At 57.1% G+C, this 19,029-nt stretch carries 15 protein-coding genes and 3 pseudogenes; 6 read left to right on the forward strand and 12 right to left on the reverse strand.

The window, feature by feature from the left end:
* Positions 1-368: 368 nt before the first annotated feature.
* From FRZ40_RS31045 to FRZ40_RS46235, 3 genes and pseudogenes are all read right to left on the reverse strand, one after another.
* A complete protein-coding gene (locus FRZ40_RS31045) occupies positions 369-560 on the reverse strand; it encodes a hypothetical protein (RefSeq protein WP_028371323.1) in 192 nt (63 codons plus the stop codon).
* A gap of 134 nt (positions 561-694) precedes the next feature.
* Positions 695-883 carry an RNA chaperone Hfq gene (locus FRZ40_RS46230; protein WP_147236854.1) on the reverse strand — a complete coding sequence of 63 codons (189 nt, stop codon included), beginning with the start codon at positions 881-883 and terminating at the stop codon, positions 695-697.
* 430 nt (positions 884-1,313) lie between these two features.
* A pseudogene (locus tag FRZ40_RS46235) lies at positions 1,314-1,643 on the reverse strand (Tn3 family transposase); the annotation flags it as partial.
* A gap of 80 nt (positions 1,644-1,723) precedes the next feature.
* Here FRZ40_RS46235 and FRZ40_RS31060 point away from each other — a divergent pair.
* Positions 1,724-1,996: pseudogene (locus FRZ40_RS31060) on the forward strand (transposase); the annotation flags it as partial.
* A 523-nt stretch (positions 1,997-2,519) separates the two neighbouring features.
* Positions 2,520-2,726 (forward strand): hypothetical protein, encoded by a 207-nt coding sequence (locus FRZ40_RS44530; protein ID WP_167528676.1) that lies wholly within the window; start codon positions 2,520-2,522, stop codon positions 2,724-2,726.
* A 119-nt stretch (positions 2,727-2,845) separates the two neighbouring features.
* Here FRZ40_RS44530 and FRZ40_RS44535 read toward each other — a convergent pair whose 3' ends face one another.
* On the reverse strand, positions 2,846-3,205 hold the full coding sequence (locus FRZ40_RS44535; RefSeq protein WP_028371326.1) for a hypothetical protein: 360 nt from the start codon (positions 3,203-3,205) through the stop codon (positions 2,846-2,848).
* A gap of 285 nt (positions 3,206-3,490) precedes the next feature.
* Positions 3,491-3,763 (reverse strand): hypothetical protein, encoded by a 273-nt coding sequence (locus FRZ40_RS31065; RefSeq protein WP_147236644.1) that lies wholly within the window; start codon positions 3,761-3,763, stop codon positions 3,491-3,493.
* Positions 3,764-4,875: 1,112 nt separating this feature from the next.
* Between FRZ40_RS31065 and FRZ40_RS46240 the strand changes: the two genes are divergently transcribed.
* Both FRZ40_RS46240 and FRZ40_RS31080 read left to right on the forward strand, forming a co-directional pair.
* Entirely contained in the window at positions 4,876-5,181 is a 306-nt protein-coding gene (locus FRZ40_RS46240; RefSeq protein ID WP_158647048.1) for a LysR substrate-binding domain-containing protein, read from the forward strand.
* Between the two features lie 285 nt (positions 5,182-5,466).
* Positions 5,467-6,277 (forward strand): annotated as a pseudogene (locus tag FRZ40_RS31080) (IS5 family transposase).
* A gap of 386 nt (positions 6,278-6,663) precedes the next feature.
* Here FRZ40_RS31080 and FRZ40_RS31090 read toward each other — a convergent pair.
* The 6 genes from FRZ40_RS31090 to FRZ40_RS31115 form a co-directional block, all read right to left on the reverse strand.
* Positions 6,664-7,602 carry an electron transfer flavoprotein subunit alpha/FixB family protein gene (locus FRZ40_RS31090; RefSeq protein ID WP_147236647.1) on the reverse strand — a complete coding sequence of 313 codons (939 nt, stop codon included), beginning with the start codon at positions 7,600-7,602 and terminating at the stop codon, positions 6,664-6,666.
* Between the two features lie 8 nt (positions 7,603-7,610).
* The gene (locus FRZ40_RS31095) at positions 7,611-8,360 is read right to left on the reverse strand and encodes an electron transfer flavoprotein subunit beta/FixA family protein (RefSeq protein ID WP_147236648.1); all 750 of its coding nucleotides are present in this window, start codon (positions 8,358-8,360) and stop codon (positions 7,611-7,613) included.
* Positions 8,361-8,384: 24 nt separating this feature from the next.
* Positions 8,385-9,602: an aminotransferase-like domain-containing protein gene (locus tag FRZ40_RS31100; RefSeq protein WP_147236649.1), complete on the reverse strand. Its 1,218-nt coding sequence runs from the start codon at positions 9,600-9,602 to the stop codon at positions 8,385-8,387.
* 377 nt (positions 9,603-9,979) lie between these two features.
* Complete coding sequence (locus FRZ40_RS31105; protein WP_147236650.1) at positions 9,980-11,152, reverse strand: NAD(P)/FAD-dependent oxidoreductase; 1,173 nt, start codon at positions 11,150-11,152, stop codon at positions 9,980-9,982.
* A 101-nt stretch (positions 11,153-11,253) separates the two neighbouring features.
* A complete protein-coding gene (gene amaB, locus FRZ40_RS31110) occupies positions 11,254-12,753 on the reverse strand; it encodes an L-piperidine-6-carboxylate dehydrogenase (RefSeq protein WP_147236651.1) in 1,500 nt (499 codons plus the stop codon).
* 247 nt (positions 12,754-13,000) lie between these two features.
* On the reverse strand, positions 13,001-14,152 hold the full coding sequence (locus FRZ40_RS31115) for a branched-chain amino acid ABC transporter substrate-binding protein (RefSeq protein ID WP_147236652.1): 1,152 nt from the start codon (positions 14,150-14,152) through the stop codon (positions 13,001-13,003).
* A gap of 454 nt (positions 14,153-14,606) precedes the next feature.
* Between FRZ40_RS31115 and FRZ40_RS31120 the strand changes: the two genes are divergently transcribed.
* A complete protein-coding gene (locus tag FRZ40_RS31120; protein ID WP_147236653.1) occupies positions 14,607-15,329 on the forward strand; it encodes a hypothetical protein in 723 nt (240 codons plus the stop codon).
* A 115-nt stretch (positions 15,330-15,444) separates the two neighbouring features.
* Positions 15,445-16,101, forward strand: a complete 657-nt coding sequence (locus FRZ40_RS31125) for a helix-turn-helix domain-containing protein (RefSeq protein ID WP_028368987.1) — start codon at positions 15,445-15,447, stop codon at positions 16,099-16,101.
* Here FRZ40_RS31125 and FRZ40_RS31130 read toward each other — a convergent pair.
* A complete protein-coding gene (locus tag FRZ40_RS31130; RefSeq protein ID WP_147236654.1) occupies positions 16,047-19,028 on the reverse strand; it encodes an FAD-binding and (Fe-S)-binding domain-containing protein in 2,982 nt (993 codons plus the stop codon). The genes FRZ40_RS31125 and FRZ40_RS31130 overlap by 55 nt on opposite strands.
* Position 19,029 lies beyond the last annotated feature (1 nt).

The following is a 19,029-nucleotide window of genomic DNA, read 5'->3' on the forward strand; positions in this document are numbered from 1 at the left end:
AACAGGAGGCTGAGAGTCTAGCGGCGCACCGTCACGTGAAATCTCGGGGCGTTAAGAGCCAAGACACTCGCGCTCGCATAAGGCAGCGTTTGCGGGATTCTGAAGCGGACCGGCGTGAGCCTGCCCACCTTGACGGCCCCGCCCACGGGCCGCCGCGAATGCCTTGGCGACAAAGTGCTCCCGTTCGCATCAGGCAGCGTTGTTTGCAGAAACCGATGCAGCCGCGCCCACCGACTGCCGCGAACACCTTGACGGTGTCTCCGTAGCTCGAACGAGCGATTACCCCGCCCCCCGTTTAGAACCATTCATTCAATGCGTAAAACCCTGCCGAAGCAGGGTTTGGTACTCCACATCAGGACCGCTTCCTGTTACGCCGCCTTCTTGTGTGTCACGTGGTGACTCACTTTATGAATGTGCTTCGTCGTCTTGTGGGCGGGAACCGGTTTCGTGGCGGGCGCCGTAGCGGCAACTGCGGGTGCGGTTGCGGCAGGTGCGGAAGCCTGGGCGAACGCGACCGTAGCAAACAGGGAGGTAACCAAGGCGGCAGCAAGCTTCTTCATCCGGAGTCTCCAGTGGTAAGGCGACGATTCATTGCGTCGTCCACTGCCATAACGTTGTGGGGTCCGGTTTCGTTGACGTCAGATGGTGCGTTGACGTAGATACTGAAACCGCTCGTTGTTGGTGATGTTCGCTTTTAGCTTCGCGTTTGCTGAAGACTGGCATGTAGGGGCTCGTGCACCGTGGCTATCGCGTGCCTGAAGATTAGCGGGTTTCCGTTTGACGACTGCAAAAGATCGGCGCACATGTCGAATAACGCGATCGACCCCGTCAGCCGGATTCCCGTGATCAGAAAACCCCCACGATTTTGCTCCCGGCTGCGCAGGCAGTCAGGAAATCGGTCTGTGCGTCACGAACCCTCGGGGACAGGGATGATCCCTCACAAGGCTCGCCGGCCATTGCGCGAGCAAGCCGCTACCAATCACCGGCGCTGCATTCTTTCCGCGTCGCCACGTTGGCTCGACCAACCCTTCGTGCAGCCGGCTGAATTCCTGACGCGAACTGACCAGTTCGTACGGGTCGCCCTCGCGCTCCCGGCGCAGGACCTCGCCGAGCAGCGCCTGCGCCCGCGATGCCGGCTCGTCATGTTGCATACGTTCGTGGGCCGGCCCGCGAGCGCCGGCTTGACCATCAGCAGCCAGACGGTGAAAACCGACAGAAAATGCATCAAAGAACGGATACCCCGGGTGTCGAACGCCAGCGGGTTTTATGTCAAATATGAAGCGCACCCAGCAGTGAACGGATGCCCACGCCGGGTAGTCGATGGCCAGAAGAGCCTGTTTGACAGTGGTTTTGTCATAGGCCTGACGTACAAGATCGGATACGCGACGAGCCGTCTGGTAGAGCAAAGCGTCAGTCAGTTCAAGCAGGGTAATGCGAAGAAAAAAGACAACTTCAAGCGTGCGCCTAGATGGCAGCAGCTCACGGACCTTCGCGGGACGGCGCGCCTGAATGCGCTGTGCGTACGCGCGCTGCTTCTCGACAGGCACTGCGTCGAGCGCCCAGGAATGTGCGCCCAATTGCTTGAGATAGCGGATCTTCGAAAGCGTATCGATGACGGTCGACGGACTGTGTTTGTGGGCCGGCCCCCGCGAAAACCGGACACTGGGTAACGCTTAAACTATGAGGAAGTCTTCCGCCTATGTTTAAGCCTACAACTAACAACATGGAACCCGTTGAGGTTCTGACCCAGCCGGAGCAACGCCGACGCCGCTCGGTTGAAGAGAAACTGGCGATTGTGCGTGAAACCTTCGAACCCGGAGCCACCGTTTCCGGGGTAGCCCGTCGTCATCAGGTGAATGCGAACCAGGTGTTTGCGTGGCGCTAGCTCTTTCGGGACGGCAGCCTGTCGGCGGTGAGTGCCGGGGAGCAGGTGGTGCCGGCATCGGACCTGGCCGAAGCCATGAAGCAGATTCGTGAACTGCAGCGGCTGCTGGGCACATGGGCGCGCGGCGACTCGATCCGCTTGTCCTCAGAGACCCCGAAGGTCGTTGCATTCTCCATGCGCACCAACCCATCACTGGATTCCCCCACCGCCCACGAGGACAAGCGTTTTCTGTTCGGGTCGGTACGTGCGGACGGATTTCTAGATGTATCCAACGTCACATTGCCGGACGAGGTTCAGACGGCCTACAACAGGGATCCAAACTCGGTGCGAGCGTCGTATCGCTTCGAGATCGTCGCGTCGTTGCGCGGGAGCCAATGGCAGCTCCATCGGCGTGTGGTGCGTGAGAACTCTGCGATTCAACGTACATACGATGAACTATTTCCGAAGGACTCGAATGGCGTGCTCGCTGCGAGCCAGGACAACAGCCCTCATCTTTTTTCGTTGTTCCTCGATCCGGCGAAAAGCCAGCGCCAGGACGGCAGTGTGTCGTACTCGTTCCCGACTATGAGATCGACGGTGTTCTGTGGCTCAAGCGGCATTTTGAAGGGGATACCTCGTCCGAAAACTCGTCGTAGTGGAAGCGAAGGTGGATCCTGCTGCGCCAGTCGGCTGGTCGATACAGTACGGTATTCAGAGCGAAACGCCCAACGACGCCTCCACGCCCGCGAATGTCCAGATCGTCAATGGCGCCATGCTGTTCGAGATCGATGTCAACTCGCCGCCGACCGCGCAACCGAGCATTGCCAGCAAGTTGCGCATCGTCATAAGGAACTGGAGCTAGCTAGCAGATGCGCGGCACGGCCGGGAGGGCTATCGCGAGCACGCGTCGGTATGGCCGATGTTTTGCGAAGTTCTCGAGTGCCATATCATGGATCGCAAACCGCAGTCGTAGCTCTACCTCTACTTGTCAAATGGGCGGGTGGTCAATACTGCCGGCGCGCTTGCATCGGTACGACCGAGAAGCGTATCGAGCACCAAAGTATCAAATACGTAGGCGTTGTGTGCGCATCCCATCATTGAGTCCCACGTCTTATAGCGGAAGTTTAGCTCGCGATTCGAAAACTTTTTGTGAAGATCCCCCTCAAGTGGCACGCCGCTGCAAAACGCGTCATTGCGGGCAAAGAAATCGCTCCATGAGCGAACTGAGTCCGAGCGAAGGCAGTCCCTGACAATCGTCTCGATCGAACCGGGCTGGCAACTTCCTTTTCCTTCGCGGCCCCGCAGGAATTCAAGGGGGCTGCCAAGCGTGATGAGCTGCAAAGGTATCCCAGCACCCACACACTGCGAACACGCCCCCGATTAGCAGCCAGAACCGCTCGATACGAACCCCGAAATACTTCCGCGCCACCTGCGCCGCGATGGCAATTACGCCTATACCGAGAAGTCCCACTCCCAGCCGGCGTCCGCCAGGAAAGCTATACCGATCCAGATCAAGAAAACGCCCCACCCGATGGTGTCCAGTTTCCTGGCCAGAGCGTGCGCACTCTCTACGCCTTGGTCGTTTGGGCCATCTGCCGCCATGTGTCACCTCTGACCAACCCGTTGTCAGTGGACATTGCCTTGCTGGTCGCGAAGAAGCACGTTCTGTTCTCGCAACAAGGTAATGATCTCCTCGTTTTGTGCTTGAAGTCTTGGCAAGACGGACATGATTAGTTTGGGCGGAGCATCCTCGGGAAGATTCGCCATCATGTGTTCCAGTCCCGAAGTCATCCGATGCTTCATTCTGGCAGCCATACGACTGCGCAACTCCGGTGATAGCCACCGGAACGCAATAACCCCACCGATTGTGGCCAGTCCAACAGCCATGAGTGGCTTCATGAGAATCTCCACATGCGCGTCTCGATTCAGTTAGCTACCGCTCCCTTCGAGGCGGCCAGCTTGATCAGGCTGCGCGAATCGCGCAATTCGCGTGTTGACGTAGCTCAATTCATGATAGAAAGGCTCAAACTTCAGTAGCAGGCTAACCAGCGTGGTCGAACGACAGCTTTGAAGAGGATCGGACGGCCGGTTTGGGTGCGCTACCATTCGCGCAACGCTCTCGCCGATCTGCATATGGATTGGCAACTATCAGCTACCGATAGTTGCCATCCGCGCAACGCAGAAAATCGTCATTGCACTGGTCGGTTCACGGAACTCGCCGGATGCCCGACGGAAGCAGCTCGGTCTTTGGCATTCAAATCGGAATGGCGGCAATCCTCCACGGCGTGCGCAATCACTGCAATGCCCTTCAGACGTAATCCGCCTCCGCGATCATGGATGGCGCGATCCCAATGGTCTGATGCCCTATCGGTAACAGGATCGCGTCGCGTTCGACACACATTTTTGATATGCCTCCTGGCAATCCCGGGCGCATCGTCTCTGCTGCTCCGCCACGCCATTGGCGTCGTCCGTCCGACCGGCGGATGTGCATTGACATTGCGCGAATGTGGAACTGCAGATACTCGCCTGAACGGATACACAGCGTTGGTCAACCTCTGCATGTGCATTGGAAGGAGGCACCGCCACAACAAAAATTAACAGGCCGACGACCAGGATGCGCACATTGATCTCCCGCGGCAAGTTCGCTCGTACAGCTCGAGCGTCAACGCGGACGCCGAACCACAACGTCTTATCATGCTCGGAGGTCCGTCCGTAGGCAACCGCGGCGCACCGCTGTGCGGTGTGCGACTGCGTCGTGCCAACGGCCCTGCCATCGCATCGGTGCTTGAAGAGGATGGCGAGACGAGATCCCTTTGTGACCTGGGACAGTTTGCCAACCGGGAATCGGCTTTCGCATTTGTCGTGCGTTGCGGCACCGCGTTCGGCCGTTCGTATGGACCGCGACCGCCGATTCGATCCTCCAGAAAGTGGCTCGGCTATGCAAAGTTATTTCTGGGACAGAACACTAGCTAAACATGTATAGCCGTCCGCTCCGCGCATCGCTTCAGTGCATGGCTAATTTGACGTGCGTGACGCTCAACGTTCGTTATGAGGTAAACAGCCTATCTATCCTCGTTGGGGTGGCACAGGGAAAGGTCGCCTCCTCGATATTGCCCTTCAGCAGTTGCTTAGACGCTGTACGCTCAGGTGCTCTCGACGTTCGGCCGATTGCTGAGCCCGGTATTACGCGAGTCCAGTCCATCGTGTGGCCGGAACATCATCCACTTTCTCCCGCTGCGGCCGCTGTCCGCGACATCCTGAGAAAGACGATACATGGGCTGCTCGAAAACGGGACTGTTAGAGGTAGATTGCTGTGATATGCGCTCGACCTGTGCCGCGCTGCAAAAGTTGCCCTTGCTCGTCGCAAAGTGTTTGCTCGACGCCTGAGACCGCTGTGAGCAGCGAGCATCCGGTTGCCGGCCACGTACCGGACCTGCATCCCTTGTGCAGACGCCGAAATCAGGCATCGAGTCGAACGACGCTTCGAGAAATTCCACCTGTGTTTTGCGCGTACTTAGAACCCTTAACAAAATGATTTCCTGGGTCTGTTAACTTCCAACGATTGCTGTTAACCTCGTCATTGTTTCGGTGACGAGGAGACCATGGCCAAACCGATACTCGATGATGAGTTGTGGGCACTCATTGAACCGTTGCTGCCCCACCCAAACCTCGCCGTTCACGGTATCCCGGACGCAAACCACTGGATGACCGGGCCATGCTTACCGGCATCCTGTTCATCCTGCAGACGGGCCTGCGCTGGGACCTGCTGCCGCGCGAGATGGGTTGCGGCAGTGGCATGAGCTGCTGGCGCCGTCTACGGGATTGGCAGACCGCCGGCGTCTGGGACAGGCTGCACGAAGTCTTGCTCGCCAGGTTGCGTGAGGCCGAACAGATTGACTGGTCCCGCGTCGTTGTCGATTCCTCCTCAATCCGCGCAGTGGGCGCAGGTCAAAAACGGGACCGAATCCCACCGACCGCGCGCGACCTGGTTCAAAGCACCACCTCATTACCGAAGCGCAGGGCATCCCGCTCGCGGTAATCCTCACCGGCGCCAACCGCCACGATGTCACCCAGCTTCACGCGCTGGTTGACGCGATCCCGCCCATTGCCGGCAAGCGCGGCCGGCCGCTTTCGAAGCCCCGCATCGTGCAGGGTGACCGAGGCTATGATCACGACAAATACCGGCGCCCGCTACATGCTGCCGGCATCGCCACTGAAATCGCCCGACGTGGCCAGCCTCATGGCAGCGGCCTTGGAAAAACGCGCTGGGTCGTCGAGCGAACTATCTCGTGGCTTCACAACTTCCGACGACTGCGCATCCGCTTTGAACGCCTCGCATTTATCCACGAAGCCTTCATGAAACTCGCCTGTTGCATCATCTGTTGGCGAAAACTAAAGAACTCATTTTGTTAACGCCTCTTAGTGAAATCGGCGCGCGGCATACGTACCGCCGCGTCAGCGTGCTGCGGTTCGTCTGCATTTTGTCTATTTGGACTACTAATGCTATTGAGCTTGCGCACCAATCTTTGTTGGCTGAATAACAACACTACGAGGGTCAGTTATACCCACGTACCGCAGGTGAATCGTCTTTGGCGTCGGCATGTTCCGCAGCCAGACGCTCGAAGACTTCCGCAACGTACCCCGGTGCAGCACCGATTTGCGTCGAATGATGTCTTACGATTCGAGCAGCCGTTTCGCTGCTCTCATCCTCGACCCAAATTGGTATCCTCATATCCATTTCGTGGCTCCTTGATTATTTGCGTGTATCGGCCACGCTACCGCGCCGAACGGCTTATGTGTTAAGTAAGCCTGTTGACCAACTCTGGCACGACCTCGAACAAGTCCCCGACAAGCCCATAATCGGCAACCGAGAAAATCGGTGCCTCGGCATCCTTATTCACGGCGATGATTGCCTTCGAGTCCTTCATACCGGCGAGGTGTTGAATGGCGCCTGAAATTCCGACGGCGATGTAGACATCAGGCGCCACAATCTTGCCTGTCTGGCCAACCTGGTAATCGTTCGGGACGAACCCCGCGTCAACGGCCGCCCGGGATGCGCCCAACGCAGCTTCAAGCCGGTCGGCAAGAGGTTCCAGAATCGCTTTGTATTGCTCTTCCGACCCAAGTCCGCGGCCGCCCGAGACGATAACCTTCGCCGCTGTAAGTTCCGGCCGCTCCAACTTCGTGAGCTTGCGATTTACGAGTGATGAAAGCTCTCGGTCCGGCTCGGCTTCTACCCGCTCAATCGGCGCATTCGTTCCTGCGTCCACCTTGCATGCTTCAAAGGAAGAAACGCGTATGGTCAAGACCTTGACTGCGTCTGCCGACTGAACCGTTGCAATGGCGTTGCCGGCGTAAATGGGCCGCTCAAACGTGTCCGCGCTCACAACCGCGGTGATGTCCGAAATCTGGCTGACAGCCAGTCTGGCGGCGACTCGCGGCGCAACATTTTTCCCGAATGCGGTTGCCGGGAAAATGAGATGCGAATATTGCTGTGCGACGGCGACTAGCGTCGGCTCAAGATTCTCCGCGAGGTGTGCTGCCAGGTGCTCCGCGTCAGCATGCAATACTTTCGCTACGCCTTCGAGATTCGCGGCGGCGGACGCAACCAAAGTCGCGCCGAAGCCAGCGATGAATACGTGAACGGGCACGCCAATTTGCCGTGCAGCTGTCAGCGCATGAAGCGTCGACGCTTTGAGTTCAGCATTGTCGTGTTCTGCAATTACCAGTGTCGTCATGACAAACCTCAACTTAACTTTACTTTGCCTTGCACTACGGTGGCGAGCGCGGCAACGTCCGCCAACATCATTCCCGCCGCGCGCGTGGGCGGCTCCGTCACTTTCAACGTTTTCAAGCGCGGGTTGATATCAACGCCAAGCTCTGCAACTTCAATCACGTCGACCGGTTTCTTCTTGGCCTTCATAATGTTCGGAAGCGTCACATAGCGAGGCTCGTTCAGGCGAAGGTCCGTCGTGAGAACCGCCGGCAATTTGACGCTCACGGTCTCTGACCCGCCGTCGATTTCTCGCGTGACCAGTGCTGCACCGTCTTCGACCTGAAGATGGGAGGCAAAAGTCGCCTGCGAGATATCGGCGAGCGCCGCCAGCATTTGTCCGGTCTGGTTAGCATCGTCATCGATGGCTTGCTTGCCGAGGATGACCAGGTCCGGTTTCTCGCGTCCGTAAACTGCCCGAAGAATGCGTGCAACGCCAAGCTGCTGCAATTCGGTATCAACTTTCACGTGGATTCCGCGGTCTGCACCGATTGCCAGCGCTGTACGCAACGTCTCCTGACAAGGAGCGGGACCCGCGGAAACGACCACCACCTCAGTCGCAACGCCAGCTTCTTTAAGCCTTACAGCCTCTTCGACAGCAATCTCACAGAACGGATTCATGGAAAACTTCACGTTCGCGAGTTCAACACCTGACTGGTCTGCTTTGACCCGGACCTTGACGTTGAAGTCGACGACACGCTTTACGGCGACCATTACTTTCATTTCGAGCACCTTTTCCCGCTTGAACTACTGAACTGATGGAGCGAGCACGGCACGGAGTTCGTCGTAAGCACGCTTTAGCCGCTTTGCTCCCTCTTGTATATCATCGACACCAGGCGCTGCGAACGAAAGCCGCAGCGTGCATGAGTCGACCTTGTCGGCAAAGAATGCTTTGCCAGGTACGAAGATGACCTTGTTCTCAATGGCCCGCGTCAAGAGCGTTGAGGCATCGACGCCATCGATACGCGCCCAGACGAACATGCCACCTTCGGGCTCATGAAACTCCAATCTCTCGTCAAACTGGGCGCGCAGCTCATTGCATAGCGCGTCACTCTTGCGCTTGTACATCGCAGTAATGCGCGGCAGATGACGTTGAAGTGCGCCATCAGCGAGATACTCCGCCGCAGTCGCCTGAGTCCAGGGTGTGCTGCACAGGTCAACAGTCTGTTTCGCAATGACGCAGCGGCGAGCAATCTCTTTGGGCGCCACGGTCCAACCAATGCGTAGTCCCGGAGCGACGATTTTTGAGAGGCTCGCGAAATGAACGACCCAGTCACGCGCCCCGTCTACTTGAGAGGCGAGAGACAAAATCGAGGGCACCTTTTCCCCCGCAAACCTCAAGTCGCCGTAAGGGTCGTCTTCGATGATGAGAAACTCGTACTTCACCGCGAGCTTGAGCAATGCGATCCGCCGCTCCTCAGAGAGAGTCGCACCAGTCGGATTCGCGAACGTCGGCACGGTATAGAGAAGCTTCGGCGCGGTAACGGCGCCGGAAGAAAGCAAGTTCGAAAGGCGGTCGACATCCAGTCCATGCGCGTCAACGGGTACGGTCACTATCCATGCTTGTTGGAGCTTCAGTGCTTGCAGAGTCGCAGGATACGCAGGCTGCTCCGTGAGTACTACATCACCAGCATTCACCAGAACACGAAGCAGGAGGTCCAATCCCTGTTGCGAGCCGGTCGTGACGACCAGTTCGTCGTTTGCACACTCGACACCCCGCTGCGCCATCAGCGCAATCAGTTGCTGCTTCAACTCGGGGATACCGTCGGTGGGCGCGTATTGGAGGCATCGGACCGGGGTCTTGTAAGCGCGCTCCGTTGCTGTTTGCAATCCTTCAACATCGAACAGGTCACTGGCTGGATATCCGCCAGCGAAAGAAATCATCCCTGGTTCACTCAGATACTTGAACAGTTCACGAATGGGCGAACCTGAGGGGTTTTGGAAAGGCGGTGTGAACTTGTACATATCGTCGTTCTATGGCCAGTTGTTGATGGCGTATGGTTCTTCAACGAAACGATGCGGTTGACTGAGACTAGCAGCAATCCGAAGCGTATGGAGAAATCAGGAATTCATGTCTTGGATTGTGGTCAACCAGAACCGCATCATCAAACGATATCTATGCACTAGGTAGTGCGCAATTCTCATCACCCTTGAGTTAATCGAGCGTGCAAGTGCCTTCGGAACAAGGCTCTCTTGAGAGGCATCTGTACTCATGTGGTAATGAGGTGCTGATTAAGTCTTCTCAATGCGCTGGCGGACCAAATAAAATGGCCCGAACGAGTCGGGCCATTTTGTCGAAGAGAGCAGGAGCTATCTACTCATGTATTCGGAGCAGGTTAAAACTAGACGACGTTTTTCTCAACGATAGGTCGGTTTTCAAGCACACGACCCCAGCTCATAGACGATAGGTCCAGAGAGGTGTACTTGCCGGCCAGAATCAATTCACTCACGCCCCGCCCTGTTGCAGGACCTTGTTGCAGGCCGTGCCCGCTATACCCATTGGCAAACACGCAGTTTTCGATGTCCGGGTGATAGCCGATGATTGCGTTATGGTCGAACACGTTGTACTCGTAGTAGCCGGACCAGCAGTTCTCTACGCGTAATGCCTCGAATTCAGGCACGCGATTCGCGAGCGTGGGCCAGATAACTTCGTCGAAGAGGTCGTGGTCGACTTCATCGAGCGGCAAATCGTCCGGATCATTGTCCGCCGACGGCGACGTACCAGTAATATAGGTCTTGCCTTCGGGACGGAAGTACACGCCAGTCGGGTCGATGAGGAGCGGCGCGTTGGTCAGGCGTGCGGGAGATGAGACGTTGAAAATGCTCCGTCGACGCGCGTAGACCGGAATATTAATGCCCATCATCTCCGAAATCGTGCGAGTCCACGCGCCTGCCGCGTTGACCAAGGTGTCGCACGCATACCGCTCGCCATTGCTCGCAAGGACATGAGTCACCTTGCGACCATCACATTCGATTCCGATAACGTCGGATGCAACATAGCGCGCTCCCAGTGCTTGCGCCTTCTTGCGCAATGCCTGCACAAGTCCATATCCGTCGAACCAACCTTCCCCGGACACGCCATACGCGCCGGCGACCAAGTCGTCAACGTTCAACCATGGGAACTTCGCCTTCAGGGCCTCGGCCGACAGGAGGTCGATGTCGGCTCCGAGGCTTTTCTGAAGCGCGTGATTCTCACGCAAGATGCCCTCGCCTGCGGGCGTGGCCAGGAAGAGATAACCACCTTCATGAAGGTCAATCTCCGGCTTGTTACCGTCGACCTCGAGGAGTTCACCGATGTTTCTCAGGAACTCAATGCCGTACAACGACATTTGAATGGACAGCGGCGTGGAGAATTGTTGCCGAATAGATGCTGCCGATAGCGCAGACGACGACTTCGCATAGCTAGGGTCGCGCTCGATGACTGTCACCGATACCGTCGGGTCTGAAGCCCGCAAAAAATAGGCGATAGAACTACCGATTACCCCGCCGCCAACGATAACGACTTGAGAACTCACGTCATGCTCCAAATTGCCAAATTGAGGACGCTCACAACTGAGCGTCCAAGATAACCATCACCGATTCGCGACCCACATCGAAACCGGTTTGAAGGAATCAATCAGTCGATGTTGAAGTCGATGCCTTGAGCGAGCGGCAACGCCGAGGAGAAATTGACCGTGTTCGTTGCACGGCGCATGTACGCTTTCCATGCATCCGAACCCGACTCGCGACCACCGCCCGTTTCCTTCTCACCGCCGAACGCGCCACCAATTTCTGCGCCGCTCGGCCCAATGTTTACGTTCGCGATACCGCAGTCACTGCCCGATGCAGACAGGAAGCGCTCGCTCTCACGCAGGTCAGTTGTGAACACGCACGAGGACAGACCATGATGCGCGGCATTGTTCGCCTCGATAGCCTCGTTGAACTCGCTGTATTTCAGGACGTACAGGATAGGTGCGAACGTCTCTTTCAAGACGATTTCAGTCTGCGAGGGCATCTCTACAAGCGCCGGACGAACATAGAAGCCGTTTTCGTTTCCAGCGACTGTGTGACGTTCGCCGCCGAAAACCTTGCCGCCTTCACTCTTCGCCTGCGCGAGAGCGGCCTGCATGCGATTGAACGACGGCTCGTCGATGAGCGGGCCCATCAGGGTGCCCTGTTCGAGCGGGTTTCCGATTGCGACCTTGCCGTAGAACGTCTTGAGACGCTCAACAACCTTGTCATAGACGCTTTCGTGCACAAAGAGTCGTCGCAGGGTCGTACAGCGCTGGCCAGCAGTACCCACAGCAGAGAACAGGATGCCTCGCAGCGCGAGCTCCAGGTCAGCCGTGCTCGAGACGATACCGGCGTTGTTGCCGCCGAGTTCCAGAATGGACCGACCGAAACGTCGAGCGACCTCGATACCGACGGTACGTCCCATCTCCGTGCTGCCAGTGGCACTCACGATGTTGGAGCGCGCGTCGGCGACGAGCTTTGCGCCCACGTCGCGACCACCATTGACGAGGGCCGTGAGGCCCGCCGGTGCGTCACCGAATTCCTTCAGCGCGTCTTGCAGAATCTTTTCGACGGCCAACGCGGTCAGCGGGGTCTTTTCAGACGGCTTCCAGATGACCGCGTTGCCACAGACGAGAGCAAGTGCAGCGTTCCAGGACCACACCGCAGCCGGGAAGTTGAATGCGGAAATGACGGTACAAACGCCCATCGGATGCCACGTTTCAGCCATGCGATGGCCCGGACGTTCCGAGGCGATAGTCAGACCATAAAGCTGGCGCGACAGGCCGACCGCGAAGTCGCAGATGTCAATCATCTCTTGAACTTCGCCGAGGCCTTCCTGAAGAATCTTGCCGGTCTCGAGGGTGATGATACTTCCGAGCGCCTGCTTGCGTTCACGCAACTTCTCACCGAGCAAACGCACCAGTTCTCCACGACGTGGAGCCGGAACGTTGCGCCATGTCTTATATGCTTCCTGCGCCGATGCGAGCGCAGCATCGACGTCGGCAACCGTCTGGCTGGCCACGCGGCCGACGATTTTGCCGTTGATAGGCGAACGAACTTCGATGTCACCGACTTCCGCTTGATGAGAAATGCCGAGTTCCGAAAGGATGGTGGATGCCTTCACAGTAACGCCCCTTCTGTTTCCGATACGAGAATTGAGTAAGTTAGGAAACTATACGCTTCCGCTTCCTGCCCGACAATAAGCCAGGCAATGTTTCTAGTTTTTTTGCGCCGATTGAATAAATGGGGAATGCGCCCGCTGCACAGTGCATTTTTCTCATCAGAAACTCCCGCAGGCCAGCTGCCACCTACTGTGGGCCGTGATGCGCGACCAGGAAGGCGCGTATGTCCCCGACGAAAACGCTGGAAATTCAGTCCGAGGCCTTCGTGGTAACCGGCACCCAGGCGACGTTCTTGACCTGATACATCGTCGACCTCGGATTTCTCAGGTCGCCCGTCTGCGTGAACGCAATTTTTCCGGTGATGCCGGTGAAATCGACGGACCTGAGTGCAGCATTGATGTCCGCGGGCTTCGTCGAATTTGCCTTCTCGATAGAGGTGATTGCAATTTGGGCTGCGTCATATGCGAACGGTGCGTACGCGAGCATGTCGACACCGAATTTCTGCTTGAACTTTACTTCGAAGTCCTTGCCCTTCGGCAAGGTCGATAACGGCTGGCCATACTCCCAGACTGATGCTCCCTCCGCCGCATTTCCGGCGAGCTTGAGGAACGTTGCGTCCATCACTCCGCCGCCAGCGAGAAACTGAGCCTTCATACCCAACTGCCGCATCCGCTTCACCAGCATGGCGCCCTGCGCATCAAGGCCACCGAAGAAAAGAAGGTCGGGATTGCTGCTTTTGATGGTCGTGAGTTGCGCGCTGAAGTCGACGGCCTTGTCGTTCGTGAATTCACGCGCGACGATGTTGCCGCCGGCCGCCTTGACTGCCTTCTCGAATTCGTCCGCTTCACCCTGCCCAAAAGCTGTACGGTCATCAATGATGGCAATTCGCTTTGCTTTGGTAACAGTCACGGCATAGGTGCCAGCGTTGCCGGCGTTCTGCGCGTCAGTTGCAATCACGCGATAGACAGAGGTTGCGCCTCCTTGCGTAATCATCGGATTGGTGGCTGCCGGCGTAATCATCGGGATTCCGGCACGGGCGTAAATCTTCGAAGCCGGCAACGTCGTTCCCGAATTGAAATGGCCGATTACCACCGCGACGTTGTCATCAACCAGCGACTGAGCCGCCTGAACGCCGATTCGAGGGTCACTTTGGTCGTCTTGAGACTTGACGACAAATTTCACCGGTTTGCCGCCGACAGTCGGATGGGCCGCGTTTGCCTCATCCACCGCCATACGCACGCCGTTCTCGATGTCCTTACCGTAGGCCGCGCTTCCGCCCGTCAGCGGAGCAGCGACGCCTATCTTGACCACCACTTCCTGCGCACTGGCGCCGCCTGCGATTAGAAGACCAGACACAGTAACGACAAGCGCGCGGTGGTAGGTGAAAAGACGATTTGCCATGAAGATGTCCTTTGATATCCAGAGTCGATTTCGGCGTTAATTTGCAGCCCAAGCTTAAGACAGGCCACACCACCCTCGCTGTGTGCAACTAAATGCGAAGATGCTGAAAGAATTCTGTGTAGTCAAAAGAACGCCATCAAACGATATCTATGCAGGACGTAATGCATTTTTATCATTACCCCTGACGGGTCAGGGGTTGGCAGCCGTCAGGGAAAGTCTTATATACATCCGTGATTACCCGAACCTGGAGTTTCCGGGCGATTTCCTGCAAGGCCTCGGCTGCCAGACGGGTTGCGTCGCCGACACTTTGTGCGCCCGACGCATGAAGTCGTGTAGTTGTGCCGCGCCACTGAAAATAAAAGTCGTGATAAAAATGTCATGTAGTCCGGTAGGATGCCGACATATCGAGGGATGGACTACGTCATCGCTCCATGTTCAACTCCGCAGTCGTGCCATGAATCTACGTTTCCGCCTAGCAAGAACGGTGAGCATCCAGAATGTGCGCTTCCCTTTTCCAATTCTGTGGCACGCTCACACAGGATGTCACCAGCTAGATGCCGAGGTAGCGCTGAAGCGATGCACCGCTATCGATGGCACGGGCTTGCACATACCCGCAGAGACGCTCTTTTCCGTAACTATCGAGCCCGGCATTGAAGGCAGCGCGTCTGGCACCTTAACGCTCGAATCATTCGAAATTCGCATCAGTGGGATGCCAGAATGGCAGGAACTGCATCACGCCTTCCGGCAACGCAAAACGCCGTTTGGCCGCACGCTCGCGCAGCAGATGTTCACTTACCCGGCGTACCCTTGGGCGACCTCGGAGGTGTCCAGCCGGATTGAAGTTGACAGTCGACGGTTGCGCTCGCGTTTATTCCAAGAGGCATATAGCTTCGCCGCTACATTACGCCGCTGCCGCATGCTCAGAGCCCTGCTGACAGCGCTCTCCGACGATGTAGCTGAATCCGACCGTGATGGTCAGTTCATGCCGCAATGTCGATACAAAGTCGACTCCATGTTCAACGCAGCTTTTAATACGAAGCTGTCGACCATCGAACTGAGTCGGATGTGGTCGACCTCACGTCCGCGTCACTGCCTCACAGAGCAGCAAAGGTGCATGCCATCAGCTTTTCCCGGCCACGTCAGCAGCAGTGAAACAGGCCTGCAAAGGCACTGGTAAGAATTTCTTATAAGAAACAGTCAAGAACCCCCTCATTTGGCCTTCGAACGGCTACGACGCGAATGGCTGGTATCATTGGAAACAATTTTTCCCACAACACTCTTCGTACTTCCGTATGGACATCAACGGCGTTAGGCCCGTCGAGAGCACGGTCTCCGAACTTGGAAAACGCGTCAAGGCCGCGCGGATGCACCTCGACTACACGCTTGAAGCGGCCAGTCGCGCATGCGGCGTGTCCCGCTCAACACTGTCGAAAGTCGAGAACGGCGTCATGTCGCCGACATTCGACGTTCTTCAAAAAATTGTGCACGGTCTGAAAATCGATCTTGGGGAACTGTTCGGCTCCGCTACGCGGCCGAGGGCAAATGGTAGACGAGCAGTCACGCGTAAAGGCGAAGGCAAACCACATTCAGCAGGTTGCTACAGGATGGAATTGCTCGCCACCGAGTTGGCGAAAAAGTCGATGTACCCATTCCGTATCCGTATCACGGCTCATTCGCTCGATGAGTTCACTGAATGGGGCCGCCACGAAGGCGAGGAGTTTTTGTTCGTGCTGAGTGGCTCGGTATGTCTTTACTCAGAACTGTATGCTCCAACCGACCTGCAAGAAGGCGACAGCATTTATTTTGACAGTAGAACAGGACATGCCGCAGTGTCGACAAGCACGGAGGACGCAGAAGTCCTCTGGCTCATCAATGAAAGTGACAACTCCGTTCTCTACGACGTCGATACCAATTCCCCTGCTGCCAGTCGCAGCAAGGACGAGACCTGATTCGGTGATTGACCTTCGAGCGCCTGAAGCACCAGTTGAGCAATGTGAATCGGGCGCCGGTCGCTGCCGTGCTCAATCTGCTCGCGACAGCTAAAGCCGTTCGTGACAACAATCGCGTCAGCCGGCGCCGCACGGAGCAACGGCAAAAGCTTATCTTCAGCGACCTTCATGGACAGTTCATAGTGGTCCTTGTTGAAGCCGAATGAACCCGCCATTCCGCAGCACCCGGTCTCGAGCAATTTCCAGCGCGTGCCCAGCTTGTCCAGAAGCGCGGTCTCCCCCTTCATGCCAAACAGCGCTTTCTGGTGGCAATGCCCATGCACAACAACGTCCGCATCAAGCTTCGGCCAAGGATAATCCAACTGAGCCAGAAAGTCGGAGAGCAGATATGTCTGTTCCGATAGCTTCTTTGCAGCAGGCACGTTCGGCAGTTGCTTCAGCAGTTCGTCCTTGAAGACAGAAAGACAGCCGGGTTCGAGGCCAACAACCGGCACACCGGCAAAGACGTCGTCAGCCAGAGCACCTACAGCCGTCTCGAGCAAAGCCTTCGCCTCGTCCAGTAGACCGAAGTCATACAGTGGCCTGCCACAACATAAACGCTTGCGCGGCAGGACCACTTCGAAGCCAACCCTCGTGAGGACCTCGAAAGCCGCACCCGCCACCTCTGGCGAGAAGTTGTCGCTGAAGGTGTCAACCCAGAGGATGACCTTCGGTTTCGATGCCGTACCCGCCGTAAGCTTGCGCGCGCGGTTCGCACCGGCGATTCTCCTGAAGGTCTTTGGCGCGAACTTCGGAAGCTTCCGTTCCGGCGCGGCCCCCGCCACCCATTTGCCGATATGGGAAATAGGGGCGGTTGAGGCCAAAAAATTCGTCAACCTCGGAAAATAGCTCGCTATCGGTGCCCATTGCGCAATTCTTCCCATGAACATCGCCTGTCGAGGTCGGCGATGATTTTCGTAGTAGTGCGAGAGAAACTCTGCTTTGTAAGACGCCATGTCGGTATGCGTCGGACAATCCGACTTGCAGCCTTTGCACGCGAGACATGTGTCAAGCGCTTCCTTGACCTCGCGGCTGTTCCAGCCATCAGTGATGACCTCGCCCTGCAACATCTCCCAGAAAAGGTGCACCCGTCCCCGCGTGGAGAACTTCTCCTCCCTCGTGGCCCGAAAACTCGGACACATCGTCCCGCCATCAAGCGAGCGACACTTGCCCATGCCGATACAGCGTTCAACAGCCCGCTGCATGCCGTCACCCTCTTCGCTGGCAAAGGTAAGCTTGGTCGTCAGCGTGACAGGCTTGTACGCTGGGCCCATCCGCAAATTTTCATCTGCGCGGTACGCGTTGATGACTTTACCGGGATTGAGCCGATTAGCTGGGTCCCAAATGGCCTTGAACTCAGCCATCGCCTGCATGACCTCGGCGCCATACATGATGGGAAGGAATTCCGCCTTTGCCTGACCATCTCCGTGCTCCCCGGAAAGCGAGCCGCCGAAATCGACAACCAGTTGAGCGGCCTCCCGCAGGAAGTCGCGCCATACGAGTACGCCTCGCGATGTCCGGATGTCGAACGTTATGCGAGCATGAACGCACCCGTCACCGAAGTGACCATACAGACACGTCTCGTAGCCATACCGGTCAACGAGCGCTTGAAACTGTCGGAGGTAATCGCCCAGGCGCATCGGGTCCACTGCAGCGTCTTCCCAGCCAACAATCGGGTCTGGCTTCGACGGGTCAATGGACAAGGAGACTGCGGACGCTCCGGTCTCGCGAATGGACCAAATCTTTTGTTGCTTTGGCTTGTCTTCAACGACTAGCCCAGAAACGTTTTCGCCCGCATTGCCGGCGCTGAAATACTCATCGGCTTCGACAGCCTGTGCCGTCGCATCGCAGACAGTGTTTGCTCCGAATTCGAGAACGACCCAAGCGTCACCTTCTGGCAGGAGAGCAATTTCTTCTGCCTTCAGTTTCCGAGCTTGCAGCCCGCGGATGATACCTCGGTCGAGGCCTTCGATAGCAATCGGCGAGAACTTCTGAAAATGAGGAACCGCGTCAGCGGCCGTGTAGATGTCTTTGAATCCAAGAACGAGCAAGACGCGACAAGACGGACTATGAACGAGACGGACCTTTGCTTGCAACGTGACCGCACAGGTGCCCTCCGTGCCTACAAGCGCACGTGCAACATTGAAGCCATTTTCTGGAAGCAGCTGGTCGAGGTTAAATCCAGAGACGCGCCGCTTGATTTGCGGAAACTCTTTGCGGATGTGTTGGGCATAGCGGTTGCGCAGGTCCCTCAGCTTCGAGTAAATCTCACCTTTGCGGCCGCCAGCGCGAATAATTTCGGCGAGCTCGACTTCACTTGTCGGGCCGACCCAGAACCGAGCTCCGTCGTACGTCGCAATTTCGAGCGCCTCGACATTCTCGACTGTCTTGCCTGCCATCACGGAATGCGCGCCACACGAGTTATTGGCAATCATGCCGCCGAGCGTGCATCGACTGTGAGTGGCTGGGTCCGGCGCAAAAGTCAGACCATGCGCCTCTGCCGCATCCCGCAACGTGTCGCATACGACGCCCGGTTCGACGATAGCGGTCTGCTCTTCGGGGTCAATCGAGACGACCCGGTTCACATACTTGCTTGCATCAGCCACTACCGCAACGTTCACACATTGCCCGTTCTGCGACGTACCACCGCCTCGCGTCAGAAACGGAACGTCCATCCGATGGCAGACTTCGAGCGCCATGACGAGGTCGTTGACATCAGCCGGAACGACGACGCCAAGCGGAATCTGCCGGTAGTTTGAAGCGTCAGAGGCGTACAACGCCTTCGAACCGTTGTCGAACCGGACCTCGCCACGTAGGCACGAGCGCAACTCCGTTTCGACTTTGTGCAGAAGGCCGTGGCTTGCCTGGAACGGTGTGGCTGTCTTCACG

The sequence above is a fragment of the Paraburkholderia azotifigens genome, from assembly GCF_007995085.1.
GTDB classification, from domain to species: Bacteria; Pseudomonadota; Gammaproteobacteria; order Burkholderiales; family Burkholderiaceae; genus Paraburkholderia; species Paraburkholderia azotifigens.

Coding starts and splice junctions, on each gene's coding strand:
- FRZ40_RS31120 (WP_147236653.1), top strand. CDS start 14,607: ATGAATCTACGTTTCCGCCTAGCAAGAACGGTGAGCATCCAGAATGTG.
- FRZ40_RS31065 (WP_147236644.1), bottom strand. CDS start 3,763: ATGAAGCCACTCATGGCTGTTGGACTGGCCACAATCGGTGGGGTTATT.
- FRZ40_RS31095 (WP_147236648.1), bottom strand. CDS start 8,360: ATGAAAGTAATGGTCGCCGTAAAGCGTGTCGTCGACTTCAACGTCAAG.
- FRZ40_RS46240 (WP_158647048.1), top strand. CDS start 4,876: ATGGCTAATTTGACGTGCGTGACGCTCAACGTTCGTTATGAGGTAAAC.
- FRZ40_RS31045 (WP_028371323.1), bottom strand. CDS start 560: ATGAAGAAGCTTGCTGCCGCCTTGGTTACCTCCCTGTTTGCTACGGTC.
- FRZ40_RS31090 (WP_147236647.1), bottom strand. CDS start 7,602: ATGACGACACTGGTAATTGCAGAACACGACAATGCTGAACTCAAAGCG.
- FRZ40_RS31125 (WP_028368987.1), top strand. CDS start 15,445: ATGGACATCAACGGCGTTAGGCCCGTCGAGAGCACGGTCTCCGAACTT.
- FRZ40_RS31100 (WP_147236649.1), bottom strand. CDS start 9,602: ATGTACAAGTTCACACCGCCTTTCCAAAACCCCTCAGGTTCGCCCATT.
- FRZ40_RS31115 (WP_147236652.1), bottom strand. CDS start 14,152: ATGGCAAATCGTCTTTTCACCTACCACCGCGCGCTTGTCGTTACTGTG.